Origin of the sequence: Pandoraea sp. CB10b_02 (assembly GCF_002216225.1) — a bacterium.
Taxonomy (GTDB): Bacteria; Pseudomonadota; Gammaproteobacteria; order Burkholderiales; family Burkholderiaceae; genus Pandoraea; species Pandoraea nosoerga.
Genome location: NZ_NJGW02000005.1, coordinates 97,374 through 118,593, shown reverse-complemented (window position 1 = coordinate 118,593; position 21,220 = coordinate 97,374). Strand labels below are relative to the sequence as shown.

Sequence of the window (21,220 nt, the reverse complement as noted above, 5' to 3'; positions counted from 1 at the left end):
GTGCGTCGGCTGCGATAGAATACGCCTTACATTGAGAAGGAACCTCCTTATGGCCCGAATTACCGTTGAAGACTGCCTGAAACAAATTCCGAATCGCTTCGAGCTCGCGCTCGCCGCGACCTACCGCGCCCGTCAGCTGGCGCAAGGTCACACGCCGAAGCTCGAGAACAACAAGGACAAGCCGACTGTCGTCGCGCTGCGCGAAATCGCGGCCGGTCAGGTCGGCATCGAGATGCTCAAGAAAGTGCCGCTCTGATCGGAGACTGCACTGATGCGATGTGACGTTCCGGGCCGCTCGACGACGCAGGTACACGTATGAGTCACGCGAAATCACCGGCCGCGTCCATCGCTGCGGATGAACCCAAAGCGGGGGAGCCCAAGCCCGAGCGCAAGAAGAAAAAGGGCGAGAGCGCCACACGCCAGTACATCGACGCACTGCTCGAGCAGTCGTACCGGCATCTGTTCGGTCCGACCGCCACGCCCGAGCAGCCGCGCAAGCACGAGGTCGTTTCGATCGCCCGCCTGAAGGGCATGCTTGGGGAGTACCTCAAGGAAAGCGATCTCGCGCAGATCAAGGAAGCCTTCCAGTTCAGCGACGAGGCTCACCTGGGCCAATACCGCCAGAGCGGACAGCCCTACATCACCCATCCCGTTGCCGTTGCCGAGATTTGTGCCGAGTGGAAGCTCGACGCACAGTCGATCATGGCCGCGCTTTTGCACGACGTGATGGAAGACCAGGGCGTTACCAAAGCCGAACTCGCCGAGCGATTCGGGCCGAAGGTCGCGGAACTGGTGGACGGCCTGTCGAAACTCGACAAGATGGAGTTTCGCAGCCGGGAAGAGGCGCAGGCCGAGAGCTTTCGCAAGATGCTGCTTGCAATGGCGCGCGACGTGCGCGTCATCCTCGTCAAGCTCGCCGACCGGTTGCACAACATGCGCACCCTCGGCGTCACGTCGACGGAAAAGCAGCGCCGCGTGGCGCGCGAAACGCTCGACATCTATGCCCCGATCGCGCATCGTCTGGGCCTGAACAACACCTACCGCGAGCTGCAGGACCTGAGCTTCGCGAACTACAACCCGCGTCGCTACGCCGTGCTCGACAAGGCCGTGAAGGCCGCGTGCGGCAACCGGCGCGAGGTGGTCGGCAAGATTCTCGACGCCGTCGAAAAGGCGCTCAAGGACGGCGGTGTGAGCGCCGACGTCTTCGGCCGCGAGAAGACGCTCTTCAGCATCTACAACAAGATGAAGGAGAAGCAGTTGTCGTTCTCGCAGGTGCTCGACGTGTACGGCTTCCGGGTCGTCGTCGAGTCCAACGCGCAGTGTTATCTCGCGCTCGGCGTGCTGCACGCGCTGTACAAGCCGGTGCCGGGCAAGTTCAAGGATTACATCGCGATTCCGAAGGTCAACGGCTACCAGTCGCTGCATACGACGCTGGTCGGCCCCTTTGGCACACCGATCGAGTTTCAGATTCGCACGCGCCGCATGCACGAGATCGCGGAAGCGGGCGTGGCGGCGCACTGGCTGTACAAGAACGGCGGCGCCGACATGAACGACGTGCAGAAGCACGCGCACCAGTGGCTGCAGTCGCTGCTCGACATTCAGAGCGAGACGGGCGACTCGACCGAATTCCTCGAACACGTCAAGATCGACCTGTTCCCGGATGCCGTGTACGTGTTCACGCCCAAGGCGCGCATCATGGCGCTGCCGCGCGGCGCGACGGCGCTCGATTTCGCCTATTCCGTACACAGCGATCTCGGCAACCAGTGCGTGGCCGTCAAGATCAATAACGAACTGCTGCCGCTGCGCACCGAGTTGAAGAACGGCGACATCGTGGAAGTCATCACGGCGCCGTATTCCAAGCCGAACCCTGTGTGGCTCGGCTTCGTGCGCACGGGCAAGGCGCGCTCGGCGATTCGTCATTACCTCAAGACGATGCGCTTTGCCGAGTCGGTGCAGCTCGGCGAGCGTCTCGTGGAGCAGGCGCTCAAGGGCTATGGCCTGACGATGAGCGAAATCTCGCCGGAGCTGTGGGACAAGCTCGCGCAGTGGACGGGCAACAAGGATCGGCAGGACATCTTCGCCGACATCGGACTGGGCCGGCGCGTGGCGGCGGTCATGGCCAAGCGTCTGGCAGTGCTCACGTCCGGCAAGGAAAGCGACGACACCGACAGCCCGGACGATCCGGATTCGCCGCGCACCGGTGACGAGAATGTCGGCCCGCCGGTGCTCATCACCGGCACCGAGGGCATGTCCGTGCAGTTCTCGGCGTGCTGCCGGCCGATTCCCGGCGACGCGATCATGGGCTACATCGGCATTGGCCTGGGCATGGCGATCCACACGACGGACTGCCCGGTCGCGCGTCGCATCCATCGCAAGGATCCGACGCGCTGGATCGACGTGGCATGGGCGCCGCAGCCGGGGCGTCTGTTCGACGTCGGCATCAAGGTGCTGGTGCGTCACAACCGGGGCGTGTTCTCGCGCGTGGCGGCCGATATCACGGCATCGGACGCGAACATCGTGCACATCGGCATGGACGAAGTGGTGCCGGACGAATCGGCAACCTTGCGCTTTCTCATCCAGGTGAGCGATCGCGTGCATCTGGCCAACGTGATGCGCCGCATTCGCGTGAATCCGGACGTGATGCGCGTGGCGCGGGAGCGCCCGAGCGAGCGGCATCAGGAGGAAGTCCACGCCAATCACGCCATGCGCGTCACGCGCGAGCGCGGCAGCTACTGACGCGGCATGCCGCACGCCTCAGGCGTGCGGGCCGCGCGATCCTTCGATTCTCTTTCCCGACGATTTCCCTTGCGCCGACGACTCACCGTCATTCCGAAGGCGGATAGCGCACGTCCAGGATCTCGATCTGTTCGAGCCCGGCGGGCGTGCGCAGCGGCACGGTGTCGCCCACCTTCGACTTGGTGATGGCGCGCGCGATCGGCGAAATCCAGCTGACGTGGCCGCGCTCGAGATCGACCTCGTCGATGCCGACGATCATGATCGTGTGCTCGTCGCCCTTGCCGTCGGCGTAGGTCACCTCGGCGCCGAAGAATACCTGGTCGACGTTCTCCTGGCGGCGCGTGTCGACGACTTCGGCCTTGTCGAGGCGCCGCGTGAGAAAGCGGATGCGCCGATCGATCTCGCGCAGGCGGCGCTTGCCGTAGATGTAGTCGCCGTTCTCCGAGCGATCGCCGTTGGACGCCGCCCACGACACGACCTTCACCACTTCGGGGCGCTGATTGTCGATGAGATCGAGCAGTTCTTCCTTGAGGCGGCGATAGCCCGCCGGTGTGATGTAGTTCTTGGTGCCCGGGGGAATTTCGGGGGCGCTGGCGTCGAGATCGTCATCGTCGTCGCCGTTGTCTTCTTTGACGAAAGCCTTGTTCATAAGTCCATGCGCGCCGCAACGGGCGCGCGTATGCGTTTCGGTATTCCTGCATTATAGGAGCGAAGCGCCGCGCTTCGCTCGTCCTCGGATGTCATGGAAGGCGGCCCGAATGTCATCTACAATCGTCCGACACGATCCCCCGTGTCTGACACCTCGTCTGACACCTCGTCTGACACCTCGTCTGACACCTCGTATGACACCTCGTCCGACACCTTGTCCCAAACTTTGTGCCACACCTTGTGCCACACCGGACCTTCGCAGGAGACATGCGCCATGACCGGTTCCTCCAGTCCTTTTCTCGCCGTGCTCAAGCCGCACCTGAGCGACATCGGCGCCTTCACCGTCCAGCGAAGCCTGCCGAGTCTGCCGTTCAAGACGGTCGGCCCGTTCATCTTCTTCGATCACATGGGCCCGGCCACACTGGCGCCCGGGCAGGGTATGGACGTGCGCCCGCACCCGCACATCGGGCTGGCCACCGTCACGTATCTGTTCGACGGCGAGATCTGGCATCGAGACAGCCTCGGCAGCGATCAGCGCATCACGCCAGGCGCGGTGAACTGGATGACCGCCGGGCGCGGCATCGTTCACTCGGAGCGCACGCCGCCCGACGTGCGCGCGCGAGGCGGCGACGTGCATGGCATTCAGACCTGGGTGGCGTTGCCGCAGGCGGACGAAGAGACCGCGCCCACGTTCGCGCATCACGACGCGGCGTCTCTGCCGGACATCTTTGAGCCGGGCGTGCACATGCGACTGATCCTGGGCAAGGCGTTCGGCGAGACGTCGCCGGTGAAGGTTTTCTCACCGATCTTCTATCTGGCCGTGGACATGGCGCCGTGCGCCGCGTTCGTGCTGCCGCCCGAGTATCCCGAGCGCGCGGTCTACACCGTGCAGGGCGAAGTGATGGTGAACGACGAGACGTTGCCGGAGCAACGCATGGGCGTGCTGGCGCCGGAGGCACAGGTGCGCATCGTCGCCGGCGACAAGCCGGCGCGCCTGATGTTGCTCGGCGGCGCGCCGCTCGACGGCGATCGCTTCATCTTCTGGAATTTCGTCTCGTCGAGCCGCGAGCGCATCGAGCGGGCGAAAGCCGCGTGGAGCGCGCAGGAAATGGGCAAGGTGCCCGGCGAGACGGAATGGATTCCGCTGCCCGAGCGCAAGCCTCCGGCGCAGTAGGCGCGGGCGCGGAACCGGCGCCGCTCACGCGCTTAATACGATCACGGAGCAGCGGCGTTCTTCCAGCAGGCGGTGCGAGATGCTGCCGAAGTTCAGCCGATCGCCAAAGCGGGGCTGCACGCCGAGCACGAGCAGATTGTGCTTGCCGTGGCCGATCTGGTGCAGCACCGCGTCTTCCACCTTGCCGCCGGCGAGCAGGCGCGTGCGCAATGACACGCCGTTGCGCTCGGCCAGCGCGTGCAGGTTTTCCAGCATGGCCGCTTGCGCGGCGTCCGGGCGCAGCGCGCGCGGCCGCCAGCGCCGGTGCAGCATGCCGGGGGCGGCGCGCGCCGACACGTGCAGCGCCGTGACCGGCGCGTTGGCCGCGCGCGCCAGCGTAATCGCGAGCTCGGCGGCGTGGCGCGAATAGTCGGTGCCGGAGACCGGGACAAGGATGTCGAGCGGCGCGTCCGGCTGACGGGCGTGCTCGCCATGCGCGAGCACGATGGCGATGGCGCCATCGAACGCCTTCGTGAGCGGTAGCACGCCGGTGGGTAGCGGCAGGGGCGGGACGTCGGATTCGGATTCCTGGCCCGGCGCATCGAAGCCGGCGATCACGAAACCGTAGCCTTTGGCAATCTCGTCGGAGATGCGTGTGGCCTCGTGGCTGTTCTCCGGCTGTGACGCCTTTTGCTCGCGAGCGGCGTCGGACGGATCGCTCATGACGAATTCACCTTCGTGCCTGGCCTGGCTCACGCGCTTGTCATCATGGGCTTCGCCGACGGGCTCGAGCCTGGGCGCGTGGTCTGCGCCGCCACCGTCGCGGCGCTCGCCGCGGTCCTTGCGGTTCTTGCCGTGTTTCTCGTGGTCGCTTTTCCCGTGGTCGCTTTTCTCGTGGTCGCTTTTCTCGCCGTCGTCTTTCCCGTCGCCCCTCGACCCGCCATTCGACGCACCCGTCGACCCGCCATTCGACGCACCATTCGATGCGCCCGAGGTTTTTCCCTCGGCGTTTGCCTCGATGTCTTCGACCTCCTTCACGGGCCCATGCGGCAATTCGGGCGACTTCGGCGGCGGCTTGCCGGTGCGCTCGCGCAGCACCAGCCGCGCCGCCTCGCGGGCGTCGTCGCGGGGCTTGTCTTCCTCCACGCCCGGCGTGCCGGGCGCGCGGGGCAGGGCGAGCCGGGCGGCGGCCAGCGCAATCTCGTAAGCGTCACGCCCCGCGCCTTCCTCGTCGGCCCCGCCAGCCCCCCCGGCCTTGCCGTCCTCACCTTCCTCGCGCGCCGCTTCTCCGCTGCCGCCATGCCTGCGTGGCCCCGATGCCGTTTCGTTGTCGACCGCCTCGCTCACCTCGCGCGCCGTTCTACCGCCGTCGGTCTCGGCCGGTGTGGGGGCGAGCACGGTGGTGAGCGTGCCGCGCACGCCGGCCGTCAGCCCGGCGATCCAGGCGGCGAAGCGGCCGTTGGCGCTGCCGTCGACCGCGGCGAGAATGCGTTCCACGTGAGGCAGGAAGTCGCGCTCCTCGGCGGCCTCCTTCTCGAGGCGCGCCTTTTCCTGCTCGGAGAGCGGAATGCGCACCAGTGCGCGGCGCAGCACCGGCGGCATGATGAGCGTGGTGATGAGCGCCATGATCACGATCATCGTGAACAGGTCCTTGCTCAACACGCCGAGCGAGAGCCCGATGCTCGCCACGATGATTTCCGTGGAACCGCGCGCGTTCATGCCGGTCGCGAGCGCAAGCGCTTCGGCGCCGGACATGCCGCCCAGGCGCCCGCCGACGAAACAGCCGGTGAACTTGCCGACACTCGCGATCAGGATCAGGCCCGCCACGAGGCCCAGCATGCGCCAGTCGAGCAGGATCGTGAGGTCGACCGACAGGCCCGCCACGCCAAAGAAGACGGGCGCGAAGAGCGCCACGATGAGCCCGCGCAACTGCGCTTCGATCTGCTCGGTGAGGATCGGCGACTGCCCGATCATGACGCCCGCCATGAAGGCCCCGAGCGCGGTGTGCACGCCGAGCTTGTCGGTGGCGAGCGCGAGCACGAACGTGATGACGAGAATCGCGCTGAGCACCGGCATCTCGATGATGAAGCGGTCGTTGGTCCAGCGGATCGCCACGGCCACCGCGCGCTTGCCCACGGTGAAGCACAGGGCGATGAAGAGTACGGTGCCGCCAAGGCTGAAGGAGAGGTGGCCCACGTCGATCGAGCCGCTCGCACCCAGACCGGCAATGGCGGCGATGATGATCCACCCGGTCGTATCGTCCAGAATGGCGGCCGCCAGAATGATCTGGCCGATGTTGCGGCGCAGGTAATCGACCTCGCGAATGACCATCGCCACGACCTTCACCGACGAGATCGACAGCGCGGTGCCAAGAAAGAGCGAGGTGACGAGCCTCGCTTCAGGGTGGGGAAGCAGCGCGTCGGGCAGGTGCCAGCCGAGCGCGAAGCCGCAGACAAACGGCAGGATCATGCCGCCCGCGGACGCGAAGATCGCCATGCGCTTCATGCGCCGCACGAGACCGAGGTCGGTCTCCAGGCCGGTCGAGAGCAGGAGCAGCAGCACGCCGAGCTCGGACACGGCGTCGAGCATCTTCTTCTGCGTTTCGTTATCGGGAAAGACGGCGTGTTGCCAGGCGGGCAGCAGGGCGCCGAAGACGGACGGGCCGAGCAGCACGCCCGCGAGCAACTGTCCCATGACGGCCGGCTGGCGCAGGCGCTGCATCACCTCGCCGAGCAGGCGGCCGGCGAGTACCAGCAAGAGCAGTTGGGTGAAAAAGATCGCCGTGCCATGTCCTGCGTGCATGTGCCTCCCCGCCCGTCGTGGAATGCTCTGCGACGCGGGAACCCCGCGCGCCGGAGTGCGTCCCTACCGAATTGCCCGGATTTGCCCGGATTGCGATTACCATGCGTAACATACGCCGCCGTGTCGGGGGGAACGTCGCCGGGGCCGCGCCAATGGCGCCGGCGACGAATACCGACCGCGGTTCACGCAATTTACCACGCTCGATAGGTCATATGATCGATACCAACCTCGCCAGTTTCGACGCAGACGTGCTGGCCGTCTCGCATCAGGTGCCGGTGCTGGCCGACTTCTGGGCCCCGTGGTGCGGCCCGTGCAACGTGCTCGGCCCGCTGCTCGAGAAGCTCGAAGCCGAAGCGCAGGGGCGCATTCGTCTCGTGAAGGTCAATGCCGATGAAAACGCCCAGCTCTGCGCCGAGTATGGCGTGCGCAGTCTGCCCACGGTGGTGGCGTTCGTCGACGGCGAGCCCGTCGACCAGTTCGTGGGCGCCTTGCCCGAAGGCCAACTGCGCGCGTTCATCGAGCGCATCGTGCCGAATCCGGCGGAGATGGCGCGCCGGGTGGCGCGCGAGGCGCTTGCCGAGGGCCGCCCCGAAGCCGCGCGCGACGCGCTGCAGGCGGCCCTGGCGCTCGATCCCGCGCATGACGACGTGCGCCTCGATCTGGTCGACGTGCTGCTCGGCATGGGCGACGCGCAGGCTGCGCGCACGGAGCTGACATTGCTCTCGCCGCGCACCGCGGCGAGCGGCGACGCGCGCATTGCCGCGCTGACGACGCGCATCGAAGCCGCCGAGCGGGCGAGCCATCTGCCGCCCGCGCAGGATCTGCTCCGGCGCGTGCAGGCCGAGCCCGACAACCTGCAGGCGCGCCTCGACCTCGCCAATCGCTATCTCGCCGAGCGCGCCTACGAACCGGCGTTGCAGGCGCTCCTCGAGATCGTGCAGCGCGACCGCTCGTTTGCTGATGACGCCGCACGCAAGTCGATGCTGGCGATTTTCGACGCGCTGTCCGGCACCGACCCGGCGACCGTCTCCGCCTGGCGCCGCAAGCTCAGCGCCGCACTGAACTGACGCCCCGACTCCCTCACCGAACCCATGCCGATGACTACGCCTTCTCTCATTACGTTTGCGCCCGCCCAGGCGGGAGAGCCCGTGTTCGATCATCCTGCCGAAGCGCGCCGCGTGAGCGGCAACCCGCAGCGCGTCACGCGTCCTTTCTATACGGACGCCCTCGGCGAGTTCGATTGTGGCGAATGGACCTGCGAGCCGGGCGCGTGGCGCATTGCGTTCGGCCCGCATCGGCAGGAGTATTTTTCGGTGATCGAAGGGCGCATTCGCATCAGCGACCTCGCCGGCAACGCCGCGGAGTTCGGCCCGGGTGACGCGTGCGTGATTCCCGCCGGCTTCGAAGGTGTCTTCGAAGTGGTGGAGCCGGTGCGCAAGCACTTCGTGATGTTCGAGCGCAAGGCGGCGTCATGACACGACTGATTTTCTTCTGCGGCCACTCGGGAGCGGGCAAGACGACGCTCGCCAAGCGCCTGATCCGTCCGCTCATCGAGCGCAGCGGCGAGGCGTTCTGCTTGCTCGACAAGGACACGCTTTACGGCGGTTACAGCGCGGCGGTGATGGGCGCGCTCACGGGCAATCCGAACGATCGCGACAGCCCGTTGTATCTGCAGACGCTGCGCGAGCCCGAGTACGCCGGATTGCTGGAGACGGCGCGCGAGAACCTGCATCTGGGCGTGAACGTGCTCGTGGTCGGGCCGCTCTCGCGCGAACTGCGCGAGGGGCTGCTGTTCGATCGCGCCTGGCTTGGCGTGGACGACGACGTGAGCGTGCACGTGGTCTGGGTCGATCTCGACGAGGCCCACGCGAAGGCCCGCATCGAGCGCCGCGGCAATCCGAACGACGCATACAAGCTCGCCCACTGGGACGAATATCGCGTCCGCCGGATCCTGCCGCCGCCGTCGGCTTTCCCTGGCTTCGCGCGTTTCGACAACACGGCGCCCACGCCGGAGGACGACGAGCGGCTGTTGCAGGCGCTGCTCGCCCAGACCCGTTGACACGTAGCGGCTGGTGGGGCGTTCGGATGTCTTCAAAAATAGACGCCAAAATGGACGCCAACATGGACGCCAACATGGACGCAAATTGCGTTGAGAACTGCGCCGGCATAGGAATTTTCCGAAACTCTTGGTAGCGCGGAAATGGGGCGCGGTGCGGTTGCTAAGGTGGGGAGACTTTCCTTTCTCTGCCCGCGACGCTCATGCCTGCCTACGCCCTTGCCTTGCTCCTTGCCTTGCCCTTTGCCTTGCCCTCGTTCCCGTCTCGCCATGGAGCCTGCGCCGCGGCGCGTAATTTTCAGCGTTGCGCTGGCGTTCAGGCGGCGGTGGCGGCGCTGGCGGTGCTGGCGGCCACGGTGACCTTCGTCTTCCCGGCCGGCGCCCGCGCGGGCGAGTCCACGGTGCCCGGGATATCCGCGACAGCGAGGCTTGACGGCGTTCTCCCGCCGCAAGACGGGATCGTCTTGCCGCAAGACCCGGTCTCCGGCGCCACAGCGGCACTGCCGCCTACCATGGCCCGCATTCGCGAACGCGGACGCATCGTGCTCGGCTATCGGCAAAGCGCCGCGCCGTTTTCGTATGTCGACACGCACGACCGGCCGATCGGTCTCGCGTGGTCGCTGTGTCAGCGCGTGGCCGCCGCGCTGCGGCGCGAGCTCGCGATGCCGTCGCTGACGATTACGCCGGTGCGCGTGATCGAACAGATGCGCGCGCCGCTCGTCAAAGCCGACGCCATCGACATCGACTGCGCACCGTCCACGGTGACCGCCGCGCGTAGCCGGCAGGTGGCGTTCAGCCTGCCGTACTACGCGTCGAGCGTGCGTCTGATGGTGCGGCGTGGCAGCGGCATTGCATCGCTCGACGACATGCGGGGCCTGCGGCTCGTGGTCGTGCAGGGGACCACGGCGGAACGACTCGTGCGCGCGCGGCAGGCGCGAGTCGGCTTCCAACTGCTCATGGCGCGCGACTACGACGACGCTTTTCGCATGCTCCGGGCGTATCGCGCGCAGGCGTTCGCGCTCGACGAAGTCCTGCTCGAAGGACAACGCGTGACCGCCAAGACGCCTGAGCGTTTCGAGGTCGTCGGGCCGGCGCTGTCGGATCAACCCGAGTCGTATGCGCTCGTGCTGCCCAGGGACGACCCGGCGTTCAAGGCGCGCGTCGATGCCGCGCTCGCACACGTCTTCGATAGCGGCGAGATGGCGCGGCTCCAGCACGAGTGGTTCCAGTCGCCGCTGCCGCCTTACGGGCACAACCTCCGGCTCGCGCCCACGCCGGAAGTGGTCGCCCTGTGGGCGGCCGGCGCACGCCTCGATACCGCCTCGGGCGCCGAGACGCCAGGGGCTGCCGAGCACGACGCGTCGCTGCCGACCGGTGCGGCGCACGCCGCCGGCTCATGATCCTCATGATCCCCCTGAGGGCCGTGCGCGCAGCCGGCCCGCGCCGGGGGGGGCGCATAAGCTAATGACAAACGTTTCTTTGATTCCCCCGGCGTGAATCTGTAAATTGCTATCGTGCTGCTATATCGATAGGAATTGCTGTGAACGGTGGGAACGTTGCAAATTGGAAAGCCGGCGCGAAGCGCGTCGCACTGGGGCTCACGCTCCTGATCTGTGCGCACGCCGGCGTGCCGGTCGCGCTGGCGGCGCCTGCGGCCACGGCGGCAGCCGTGGGAACGGTGAAGACCGTGCCGCTGCCCGTGGTTCGCGGCGAGCTGACCGGCACGCTCAAGAAAATCCACGACACGGGCCTCATCACGCTCGGTTACCGCGAGGCGGCCATCCCGTTCGCCTATGTGAACGACAAGGGCAAGCCTGTCGGCTACACGATGGACCTGTGCTACGCCGTGGTCGACGCCGTGAAGACCGCGCTCAACCTGCCGAACCTGCGCGTGCGCGAGATGTCCGTCACGCCGCAGAACCGCATTCCGCTCGTGAAGAACGGCACGGTGGATCTGGACTGCGCGCCCAACACGATCACGCCCGAGCGTGCCGAACAAGTGGGCTTCAGCAACCCCTACTACGTCTCCGAAGTGCGTCTGCTGGTCAACAAGAAAGACAACATCCGCGGCTTGGAAGACCTCAAGGGGCAGAATCTCGTGGCCTCGGCCGGCTCGACCGGTGAGCGCCTGGCGCGCATTCAGGCTGACAAGGGCGGCTTCCGCGTGATTCCGGCCCGCGACCACGGCGAGTCGATGATGACGCTCGAGACCGGTCGCGCGAAGGCGTTCGCGCTCGATGACGTACTCCTCGCCGGCCTGCGCGCCAACGCTCGCGAGCCCGGCGATTTCGCCATCGTCGGCGCGCCGCTGGAAACGGAGTTCAACGCCCTGATGCTGCGACGCGACGACCCGCAGTTCAAGGCGTTCGTCGACACGACGCTGGCGCACGTCTTCAGCTCGGGCGAGATCCGCCGCATTCAGCGCAAGTGGTTCCAGCAACCGATCCCGCCGCGCAACGTCAACCTGAACCTCGAGCCGAGCAAGGAAGTGCTCGAGGTCTGGCACAAGGGCTCGCAAGTGACGGAATAACCGTTGCCGGGCCACAGTGCCCGAACGCCCAGGGCCGGTACGCCCAAGGCCGAACCTGGGCCCCAACCCAGGCCCGAACTCAGGCCCGAACTCAGGCCCGAACTCAGGCCCGAACTCAGGCCCGAACTCAGGCCCGAACCCAGGCCCGCCGATAGCGATATCGGCGGGCTTTGTCCTTTTAGTCCCCACTGCGCCCGCCGCGCCCGCCCGCACACGCCACACACACGCCACGGACCGCCACGGACCGCCACCCCGGGCGGGGGCGGGCCTTGTCCTTCGCTCGTTTACGCGTTGTTTACATCCCCTTGACGCCTTTTGTCCCCGTCTTTACGCGCCGCTGCGTATCGTTCGCTGCACGGCCGGCATGCGCACGCGGGGGCGCATCGCGTCCGTGGCGTGCCGGCCGCCACACGATAAGGAGTTGTCATGGACTGGTTGTATCTCGGCGCCATCGCGGTGTTGACGGCCGCGACCGTCGGTTTTGTCGCGTTCTGCGCGTCGTTGGGGGGGCAGCAATGACAGCCATGTACTGGCTGAGCGGCGCCCTCACGCTCGCGCTGCTCGCTTATCTCGTCTACGCGCTGTTCAAGCCGGAGGACCTCGCATGACGCTCAATGCCTGGATTCAGCTCGGCGTATTCCTCGTCGTGCTGCTGGTGCTGGCGCGCCCGCTTGGCCGCTTCATGGCCGACGTGCTCGCCGGCGAATCGCGCGTGAACCGCTGGTTCGCGCCCCTCGAGCGCGGGCTCTATCGCCTGTGCGGCGTCGATCCCGGGAAGGAAATGCATTGGCGCACCTACGCGATTGCGCTGATCGGCTTCAATGCCGTCGGCGCCTTCGCCGTGTACGGGCTGCAACGCTGGCAACTGTGGCTGCCGTTCAACCCGCAGGGCTTTGGTGCGGTCTCGCCCGATTCGTCGATGAACACGGCGGTGAGCTTCGTGGCGAACACGAACTGGCAAGGCTACGCCGGCGAATCGACGATGAGCTATCTCACGCAAATGCTTGGCCTCGCCGTGCAGAACTTCCTCTCGGCGGCGACCGGCATCGCGGTGGTGGTCGCTCTCGTTCGCGGCTTTGCCCGCCATACGGCGCAGACGATCGGCAACTTCTGGGTCGACGTGACGCGCATCACGCTCTACGTGCTGGTGCCGCTCGCGGTGCTGTTTGCCGCCGCCTTCATGAGCCAGGGCGTGATCCAGAATTTCGACGCCTACAAGGACGTGAGCACGCTGCAGGCGACGCACTACGACAACCCGGTGCTCGGCCCGGACGGCCAACCGAAGCTCGACGCGGCCGGCAAACCCGTCACGCAGCCGGCGCTCACGCACACGCAGACGTTGCCCATGGGCCCGGTGGCCTCGCAGGAGGCGATCAAGATGCTTGGCACGAACGGTGGCGGCTTTTTCAATGCCAATTCCGCGCATCCATACGAGAACCCCACGCCGTTGTCGAATTTCCTGCAGATCCTGGCGATCTTCCTGATTCCGGCCGCGCTGTGCCACACGCTCGGGCGCATGGTCGGCGAGCGCCGGCAGGGAGTGGCGGTCCTTGCCGCGATGACCATCGCATTCTCGATCGCGAGCGTGGCCACCGTGTCGGCGGAGCAGGCCGGCAATCCGGTACTCGCCTCGCTGGGCGTGGATCAGCAGGTCAGCGCAGCGCAATCGGGCGGCAACATGGAAGGCAAGGAAACGCGTTTCGGCATCGTGGCCTCGGGCATCTTCGCGACGGTGACGACCGCCGCCTCGTGCGGCGCCGTCAATGCCATGCACGACTCGCTCACGCCGCTTGGCGGGATGGTGCCGATGCTGCTCATGCAACTGGGCGAAGTGATTTTCGGCGGGGTGGGCTCCGGCTTGTACGGCATGCTGGTGTTCGCAATGCTGGCGGTCTTCGTCGCCGGTCTGATGATCGGGCGCACGCCCGAATATCTCGGCAAGAAGATCGAAGCGTTCGAGATGAAGATGGTCGCCGTGGCCGTACTCATGACGCCGCTGCTCGTGCTGCTGGGCACTGCGCTTGCCGTGCTGGCCCCCGCGGGGCAGGCCGGCGTGGCGAACCCGGCCACCCACGGCTTCTCGGAAATTCTCTACGCCTACAGCTCCGCTGCGAACAACAACGGCAGCGCGTTCGCGGGGCTCTCGGCCAACACGCCGTTCTACAACGGCACGCTTGCCGTGGCCATGTGGTTCGGCCGCTTCTGGGTGATCGTGCCCGTGCTGGCCATCGCAGGCGCGCTCGCTCGCAAGAAGCGCATTGCCGCCACGCCCGGCACGCTGCCCACGCACGGTCCGCTGTTCGTCGTGCTGCTGCTCGGCACGGTACTGCTCGTCGGCGCGCTCACTTACGTGCCCGCGCTGGCGCTCGGCCCGGTCGCCGAACATCTGGCGATGATCGGTGCGCATTGAACATTGGAATGAGGCATTCGAGGCACTCATGAATCAAACCTCAGGTAATACCGCCGCCCGGCCGATGGGCGACGGGCATGCGTCGGCCGTCCGGTCGATGTTCGACCCCGCCATCGTCAGGCCGGCCATTGTCGACTCGTTTCGCAAGCTGCACCCGCTCACGCAGGCGAAGAACCCGGTGATGTTCGTGGTGTACGTGGGCAGCCTGCTCACCACGGTGCTCTTCGGGATGGCCGTTGCCGGCCACGCCGAGGCGAGCGCGCTGTTCATCCTCGCCATCGCGCTGTGGCTGTGGTTCACGGTCCTGTTCGCGAACTTCGCCGAAGCGCTCGCCGAAGGGCGCAGCAAGGCGCAGGCCGCTTCGCTGCGCCAGGCGAAGAAGAACGTGCCGGCAAAGCAATTGCGCGCGGGCCGGCGCGACGCCGAATGTCTGGTGATCGACAGCGCGAGCCTGCGCCGCGGCGACTTCGTGCTCGTGGAGGCCGGCGACGTCATTCCGGCCGACGGCGAAGTGGTCGACGGCGTGGCGTCGGTCGACGAATCGGCCATCACCGGCGAATCGGCGCCCGTGATCCGCGAGTCCGGCGGCGACTTCTGCGCCGTGACCGGCGGCACGCGAGTGCTCTCGGACTGGATCGTCATGAAGGTCACGGTCAACCCGGGCGAAGCGTTTCTCGATCGCATGATTGCGATGGTCGAAGGCGCGAAGCGTCAGAAGACGCCCAACGAGATCGCGCTCACGATCCTGCTCGTCGCGCTCACGCTGGTGCTGCTGCTCGCCACCGCTACGCTGCTCCCGTACTCGATATACAGCGTATTCGTCACGCAGGCCGGTCACCCGGTCACGATCACGGTGCTCGTCGCGCTGCTGGTGTGCCTGATCCCGACGACGATCGGTGGGCTGCTCTCGGCCATCGGCGTGGCCGGCATGAGCCGGATGATGCAGGCCAACGTGATCGCGACGTCGGGCCGCGCGGTGGAAGCGGCCGGCGACGTGGACGTGCTGCTGCTCGACAAGACGGGCACGATCACGCTGGGCAATCGCCAGGCGTCGCGGTTCGTGCCGGCGCCCGGTGTCGACGAGCGCGCGCTGGCCGATGCCGCGCAACTCGCGTCGCTCGCCGACGAAACGCCGGAAGGGCGCAGCATCGCCGTGCTCGCGAAGCAGCGCTTCAACCTGCGCGAGCGCGAAATGAGCGGCCTGCACGCGTCGTTCATTGCGTTCTCGGCGCAAACGCGCATGAGCGGCGTGGATCTGGCCGACAAGCAAGTCCGCAAGGGGGCGGCCGACGCGCTCAGGCACTATGTCGAGTCGGCCGGCGGCGTGTGGCCGGCCGCGCTGGCCACGGCCGTCGACGAGATCGCGCGCCGCGGCAGCACGCCGCTGGTCGTGGCGGAGCAGGACGCCCAGGGCACGCGCGCACTCGGGGTGATCGAGCTCAAGGACGTGGTCAAGGGCGGCATCAAGGAACGCTTTGCCGAGTTGCGCCAGATGGGCATCACCACGCTGATGATCACGGGCGACAACCGTCTGACGGCCGCGGCCATTGCCGCCGAAGCGGGGGTCGACGACTTCCTCGCCGAAGCCACGCCCGAAGCCAAGCTCGCGGCGATCCGCAAGTATCAGGCCGAGGGCAAGCTCGTCGCCATGACCGGCGACGGCACCAACGACGCGCCTGCCCTCGCGCAGGCCGACGTGGCCGTGGCCATGAACTCGGGTACGCAAGCCGCCAAGGAAGCCGGCAACATGGTCGATCTCGACTCGAATCCGACGAAGCTCATCGAGATCGTCGAGATCGGCAAGCAGATGCTCATGACGCGCGGCAGCCTCACCACGTTTTCGATTGCGAACGACGTGGCGAAGTACTTCGCGATCATCCCGGCCGCGTTCGCGACGACATATCCGCAGCTCGATGCGCTCAACGTGATGCGCCTGGCGAGTCCGTCCTCGGCCATCCTGTCGGCCGTGATCTTCAACGCCCTGATCATCGTGGTGCTGATCCCGCTCGCGCTCAAGGGCGTGAGGTACCGGCCGCTCGGGGCCGCCACGCTGCTGCGCCGCAACCTCGTGATCTACGGGCTCGGCGGCATCCTCGTGCCGTTCGTCGGTATCAAGGCGATCGACATGGTCATCGCCGCAATGGGCTGGGCGTGAGCCGGGCGGGGCAAGCGTGGGCGGCCGGCCCGGCCGGCGCGCGCGAGCCGACCGGCCGGACTGGCCAGACTGGATGAGTGCGCCGCCGAAATGCTTCCCCGGCACGTCGCACCCCCGCATTTTCAAGGAACAGATGTCATGAAAACCCTCGTTCGCCCCATGCTGAGTCTTTTTGTCGCGCTCAGCGTCATCACGGGGCTGGTGTATCCGCTCGTCGTGACCGGCATCGGCCGCGCGGCATTTCCGCGTGAGGCGGCCGGCAGCCTCGTCTACAAGGACGGCAAGGCGGTCGGCTCGGCACTGATCGGCCAGCACTTCGACGAGCCGAAGTACTTCTGGGGCCGCCCGTCGGCCACCGCGCCGATGCCTGAGAACGGCGCCGCGTCGGGCGGCTCGAACCTGGGGCCGCTCAATCCGGCGCTCGCCGACGCGGTCAAGGCGCGCATCGCCGCACTGCGCGAGGCCGACCCGACGGCCACGCTGCCGGTCCCGGCCGATCTCGTGACGGCGTCGGCGAGCGGCCTCGACCCGGACATCAGCCCGGCCGCGGCCGAGTACCAGGTCGCACGCGTTGCCGCGGCGCGCAAGTTGCCGCCCGACGTCGTGAGGGGGCTGGTCGAGCGCTACACACAGGGCCGGCAGTGGGGAATTTTCGGAGAACCGCGGGTGAATGTTCTGAAGCTCAACCTCGCATTGGATGCGCTGGCGCGGGGCGGCGTCTGAAATTCGCCCGCGCGGCGGCGGTGCAACGGCAATTTGCCGACATTCGCTGGCCTTGCCCCGCGGCCTGGAGTAGATTGGCGGCACGCCCGGCGCGTGCCGTTTTGCTGCGTCGGCAATCGACGCGCCGACCGATGTTCGATCGATGATTCGGTCGATGACTCGGTCGATGATTCGATGGAAGGCGCGCGCCATGTGGCGCGTGCGTACTGATGGATGGACTGATCCGATGGCTGGCATGGAACGCCCCGATCCCGACGAACTGCTCGACAAGCTGCAACGTGACGAAGCGCGCGAGCAGCGCGGCCGACTGAAGATCTTCTTCGGGGCGTGCGCCGGCGTGGGCAAGACGTTCGCAATGCTGCAAGCCGCGCGCAAGCTGCGCGAGGAGGGCGCCGACGTGGTCGTCGGCGTGCTCGAGACGCACGGCCGCGAAGAAACGGCGCGTCTGCTCGAAGGTCTCGAAGTGCTGCCGCACAAGTCGGTCGAGTATCGCGCGCGCGTGCTGCACGAGTTCGATCTCGACGGCATGCTCGCCCGCGCGCCGGCTGTCGCGCTCGTCGACGAACTGGCCCACGCCAACGTGCCGGGTGCGCGACACCTCAAGCGCTGGCAGGACGTGCAGGAATTGCTCGCCGCCGGCATCGACGTCTTCACGACGCTCAACGTCCAGCACCTGGAGCGGCTCAACGACGTGGTCGGTCAGATCACCGGCATTCGGGTGTGGGAGACGATTCCCGATCGCATCTTCGATCTGGCCGACGAGGTGAAGCTGGTCGACCTGCCGCCCGACGAACTGCTCGAGCGCATGCGTGAAGGCAAGGTATATCTGCCTGCACAGGCCGAGCGCGCCGTGCGCAACTTCTTTCGCAAGGGCAACCTGATCGCGCTGCGCGAACTGGCGCTGCGTCGCACGGCCGACCGCGTGGACGCGCAAATGCGCGAGTACCGCGCGGACCAGTCGATCAGTCAGGTGTGGCAGGCGCGCGAGCGCCTGCTCGTCGCCATCGGGCCGGGGCCGGAGGGCGTGGCGCTGGTGCGCGCGGCGGCCCGGCTTGCCGCGAGCCTGCGCGCCGACTGGCTGGCCGTTCACGTCGAGACGCCCGCGTTGCTGCGACAATCGGCGGCGCGCCGCGAGAGCACCTTCGCCGCGCTGAAACTGGCGCAGGAACTCGGTGCCGAGACGCTCACGCTCGACGGTGCGCAAGCCGGCGCCACCTTGCTCGCCTACGCGCAGATGCGCAATGTCTCCAAGCTGGTGATCGGCGCGAGCGGTGCGCGCCGCTGGTGGACCGCGAGCACGCCGCTGCACGAGCAACTGGTGCGGCGCGCAGGCGGGGTGGACGTGGTGCTGATCGGCCCGTCTGCCGGCGACCGCGCCGCGCACACGCGCGTGGTGCGCGGCGACTGGCGCAACTGGTTCGGCACGGCGCCGGAACTCGGCCTGGTCGGCGGGCCGTGGCGCGCCTACGCGTGGGCCGTCGGCATCTGCGCGACGGTGTCGCTTGCGGCGGCGGAACTCACCCGGTTTCTCGATCTGGCGAACATCGCCATGTTGTATCTGCTCGGTGTGATCGTCGCGGCGATGCGGCTCGGGCGCGGCCCCGGCGTGCTGGCGTCGTTCCTGTCGGTGGTGGCGTTCGACTTCTTCTTCGTGCCGCCGAAGATGTCGCTGTCGGTCTCCGATACGCAGTATCTGCTGACGTTCGCGGTGATGCTGACCGTCGCGCTCGTCATCAGCCACCTGACGACGAGCCTGCGGTTCCAGGCGCGACTTGCCACCTGGCGCGAGCGCCGCACCGGTGCGGTGTACGCGATGGCGCGCGAGCTGGCGGCGGCGCTGACGACTCCGCAGATCGTGGAGATCGGCGCGCGCCATGTGCGCGAGGTGTTTCAGGCGCGCGTGGCGTTGCTGCTGCCCGACAGCCAGGGCAGCGTGCGTCAGCCCGTGGAGAACGCGCTGCCGCAAACCATGCCGCAGCACATCGATACGGACGTCGCGCAATGGGTCTACGACCGCCAGCAGGCGGCCGGACAGGGGACCGACACGCTGCCCGCGTCGCAGGCCTACTATCTGCCGCTTCGCGCACCGATGCGCACGCGCGGCGTGCTCGTGGTCGCGCCCGAGCGCACCGGCGACGGCGCCATGGGCACACCCGAACAGCAGCGGCTTCTCGACACGTTCGCCGCGCAAATCGCCTTGGCGCTCGAGCGGGTGCACTACGTGGAAATCGCGCAGGACGCGCTGGTGACGATGGAGTCGGAGCGCCTGCGCAGTTCTCTGCTCTCGGCCATCTCACACGATCTGCGCACACCGCTTACGTCGATCGTCGGATTCGCGAGCATGCTCAGCCGCAACGACCGGACACCGGGGCCGCTGCGCACCGAAGTCGTCGATGCCATTCACGAGGAGGCGCAGCGCATGACCGGGCTGGTGACCAACCTGCTCGACATGGCCCGGTTGCAGGAAGGCGGCGTGCAGCTCAACCGGCAGTGGCAGATGCTCGAGGAAGTGGTGGGCACGTCGTTGCGCGCGTGCCGCCGGGTGCTCGCGGCGCATGAAGTGAGCACGAGGCTGCCGGCCGATCTGCCGTTGCTGCGCTTCGACGCCGTGCTGCTCGAGCGGCTTTTCACCAATCTGCTGGAGAACGCCGCGAAGTACACGCCGGCCGGATCGCACATCGAAATCGCCGCGAGCGTGCGCGGCGACGAAGTCGAGGTGAGCGTGAGCGACGACGGGCCGGGGCTGCCGCCGGGCATGGAAGGGCGCATCTTCGAGAAGTTCATGCGCGGCGAGAAGGAGTCCGCGAAGCCCGGCATCGGACTGGGGTTGGCGATTTGCCGCGCCATCGTGCAGGCGCACGGCGGTAGAATCCACGCGACCGATGGGCCCGATGGTCACGGGGCCAGGTTCGTCTTCACGCTGCCGATCGAGACGCCGCCGACGCCGCCGGGGCTGTCGGGTCTCTCGGAAGGGGCGGCGCTCGAGGACGAGGTGGGCGAGGCGTCCGGCCGGGCGGGCGGCAGCACGGCATGCGACAGTGCGAACGCAAACGTGGACGGCGGCCGGGGCGAGGGCGAGGCGACGCCTCGCTCCCCGGGCGTCAAGACGACACAAACTCATGAGTGAACCGACCCTCACCATCGTGGTGATTGAAGACGAGCGCCAGATCCGGCGATTCTTGCGCACCTCGCTGGAGGCCGAGGGCATGGTCGTGCACGAGGCGGAGACCGGGCGCCAGGGCATGGTGGAAGCGGCGACGCGCAAGCCGGACCTGCTTATCGTCGATCTGGGGCTGCCGGACATCGATGGCGTGGAAGTCATCCGCGAAGTGCGCGGCTGGACCGACATGCCGATCATCGTCCTCTCGGCGCGTAACGAGGAAGCCGAGAAAGTCGTCGCGCTCGACGTGGGCGCAGACGACTACCTGACCAAGCCGTTCGGCGTGTCGGAATTGCTCGCCCGCATCCGCGCGCAGTTGCGGCGTCACCATCGCGGTGGCAATTCGGAGACCCTCGACGAAGCGTTCTCGTTCGGCGGCATTCAGATCGATCTCGCACGCCGCAAGGTGACACGGGCCGGCGAGCCGGTGCACCTCACGCCGATCGAATACAGGCTGCTCGTCACGCTGGTGCGCCACGCCGGGCGGGTGCTCACGCACCGGCAACTGCTCAAGGAGGTGTGGGGGCCGTCGCACGTCGAGAGCAATCACTACCTGCGCATCTACATGGGGCACCTTCGCCAGAAGCTCGAAGCCGACCCCGCGCAGCCGCAGCACATCCTCACCGAGACGGGCGTGGGCTACCGGCTGGAAGTGGAAGCGCCAGCGTGACGCGGCGACGCGCCTGCGCGAGACTCGCGCGACATCGGCAAGCTCCCCCGATAACGAGCCCTATAACGAGCCCTATAACGAGCCCGATAGCGAGCCCTATAACGAGCGTGCGACAGTACCGCGTTGCGCATGGATCGCGCATGGTGCCAAAAGCGATGCAGGCCCCCGAACGAATGC

At 67.3% G+C, this 21,220-nt stretch carries 16 protein-coding genes; 14 read left to right on the top strand and 2 right to left on the bottom strand.

Features of this window, described 5'->3' with window-relative positions:
- The first annotated feature begins 49 nt into the window (after positions 1-49).
- Positions 50-256 (top strand): DNA-directed RNA polymerase subunit omega, encoded by a 207-nt coding sequence (gene rpoZ, locus CDN36_RS07295; RefSeq protein ID WP_039397582.1) that lies wholly within the window; start codon positions 50-52, stop codon positions 254-256.
- Between the two features lie 59 nt (positions 257-315).
- Positions 316-2,736, top strand: coding sequence for a RelA/SpoT family protein (locus CDN36_RS07290; protein WP_287496360.1), 2,421 nt, complete (start codon positions 316-318; stop codon positions 2,734-2,736).
- 88 nt (positions 2,737-2,824) lie between these two features.
- Here CDN36_RS07290 and greB read toward each other — a convergent pair whose 3' ends face one another.
- Entirely contained in the window at positions 2,825-3,385 is a 561-nt protein-coding gene (gene greB, locus CDN36_RS07285; protein WP_287496359.1) for a transcription elongation factor GreB, read from the bottom strand.
- Between the two features lie 273 nt (positions 3,386-3,658).
- Between greB and CDN36_RS07280 the strand changes: the two genes are divergently transcribed.
- The gene (locus CDN36_RS07280; protein ID WP_287496358.1) at positions 3,659-4,558 is read left to right on the top strand and encodes a pirin family protein; all 900 of its coding nucleotides are present in this window, start codon (positions 3,659-3,661) and stop codon (positions 4,556-4,558) included.
- A gap of 24 nt (positions 4,559-4,582) precedes the next feature.
- On the opposite strand, the gene CDN36_RS07275 is transcribed toward CDN36_RS07280, so the two are convergent.
- Entirely contained in the window at positions 4,583-7,339 is a 2,757-nt protein-coding gene (locus CDN36_RS07275; protein ID WP_287496357.1) for a cation:proton antiporter domain-containing protein, read from the bottom strand.
- A 215-nt stretch (positions 7,340-7,554) separates the two neighbouring features.
- On the opposite strand from CDN36_RS07275, the gene trxA reads away from it, so the two are divergent.
- From trxA to kdpE, 11 genes are all read left to right on the top strand, one after another.
- Positions 7,555-8,406 (top strand): thioredoxin, encoded by an 852-nt coding sequence (gene trxA / locus CDN36_RS07270; RefSeq protein WP_150555832.1) that lies wholly within the window; start codon positions 7,555-7,557, stop codon positions 8,404-8,406.
- A 30-nt stretch (positions 8,407-8,436) separates the two neighbouring features.
- Entirely contained in the window at positions 8,437-8,814 is a 378-nt protein-coding gene (locus tag CDN36_RS07265; protein ID WP_287496356.1) for a cupin domain-containing protein, read from the top strand.
- Positions 8,811-9,398 carry a P-loop nucleotide/nucleoside kinase family protein gene (locus tag CDN36_RS07260; RefSeq protein WP_287496355.1) on the top strand — a complete coding sequence of 196 codons (588 nt, stop codon included), beginning with the start codon at positions 8,811-8,813 and terminating at the stop codon, positions 9,396-9,398. The genes CDN36_RS07265 and CDN36_RS07260 overlap by 4 nt, the downstream gene beginning before the upstream one ends.
- A gap of 200 nt (positions 9,399-9,598) precedes the next feature.
- On the top strand, positions 9,599-10,795 hold the full coding sequence (locus tag CDN36_RS07255) for an amino acid ABC transporter substrate-binding protein (RefSeq protein ID WP_287496354.1): 1,197 nt from the start codon (positions 9,599-9,601) through the stop codon (positions 10,793-10,795).
- A gap of 140 nt (positions 10,796-10,935) precedes the next feature.
- The gene (locus tag CDN36_RS07250) at positions 10,936-11,925 is read left to right on the top strand and encodes an amino acid ABC transporter substrate-binding protein (RefSeq protein WP_244958165.1); all 990 of its coding nucleotides are present in this window, start codon (positions 10,936-10,938) and stop codon (positions 11,923-11,925) included.
- Positions 11,926-12,440: 515 nt separating this feature from the next.
- The gene (kdpF, locus tag CDN36_RS07245) at positions 12,441-12,533 is read left to right on the top strand and encodes a K(+)-transporting ATPase subunit F (RefSeq protein WP_072637068.1); all 93 of its coding nucleotides are present in this window, start codon (positions 12,441-12,443) and stop codon (positions 12,531-12,533) included.
- Positions 12,530-14,335: a potassium-transporting ATPase subunit KdpA gene (kdpA, locus tag CDN36_RS07240; RefSeq protein WP_287496353.1), complete on the top strand. Its 1,806-nt coding sequence runs from the start codon at positions 12,530-12,532 to the stop codon at positions 14,333-14,335. Before kdpF ends, kdpA begins: the two co-directional genes overlap by 4 nt.
- Positions 14,336-14,363: 28 nt before the next feature.
- Positions 14,364-16,490: a potassium-transporting ATPase subunit KdpB gene (gene kdpB, locus CDN36_RS07235; protein ID WP_287496352.1), complete on the top strand. Its 2,127-nt coding sequence runs from the start codon at positions 14,364-14,366 to the stop codon at positions 16,488-16,490.
- 138 nt (positions 16,491-16,628) lie between these two features.
- On the top strand, positions 16,629-17,213 hold the full coding sequence (gene kdpC, locus CDN36_RS07230) for a potassium-transporting ATPase subunit KdpC (RefSeq protein ID WP_150555730.1): 585 nt from the start codon (positions 16,629-16,631) through the stop codon (positions 17,211-17,213).
- 235 nt (positions 17,214-17,448) lie between these two features.
- Positions 17,449-20,340, top strand: a complete 2,892-nt coding sequence (locus CDN36_RS07225) for a DUF4118 domain-containing protein (RefSeq protein ID WP_287496436.1) — start codon at positions 17,449-17,451, stop codon at positions 20,338-20,340.
- The gene (gene kdpE, locus CDN36_RS07220; RefSeq protein ID WP_150555731.1) at positions 20,333-21,043 is read left to right on the top strand and encodes a two-component system response regulator KdpE; all 711 of its coding nucleotides are present in this window, start codon (positions 20,333-20,335) and stop codon (positions 21,041-21,043) included. Before CDN36_RS07225 ends, kdpE begins: the two co-directional genes overlap by 8 nt.
- Positions 21,044-21,220 lie beyond the last annotated feature (177 nt).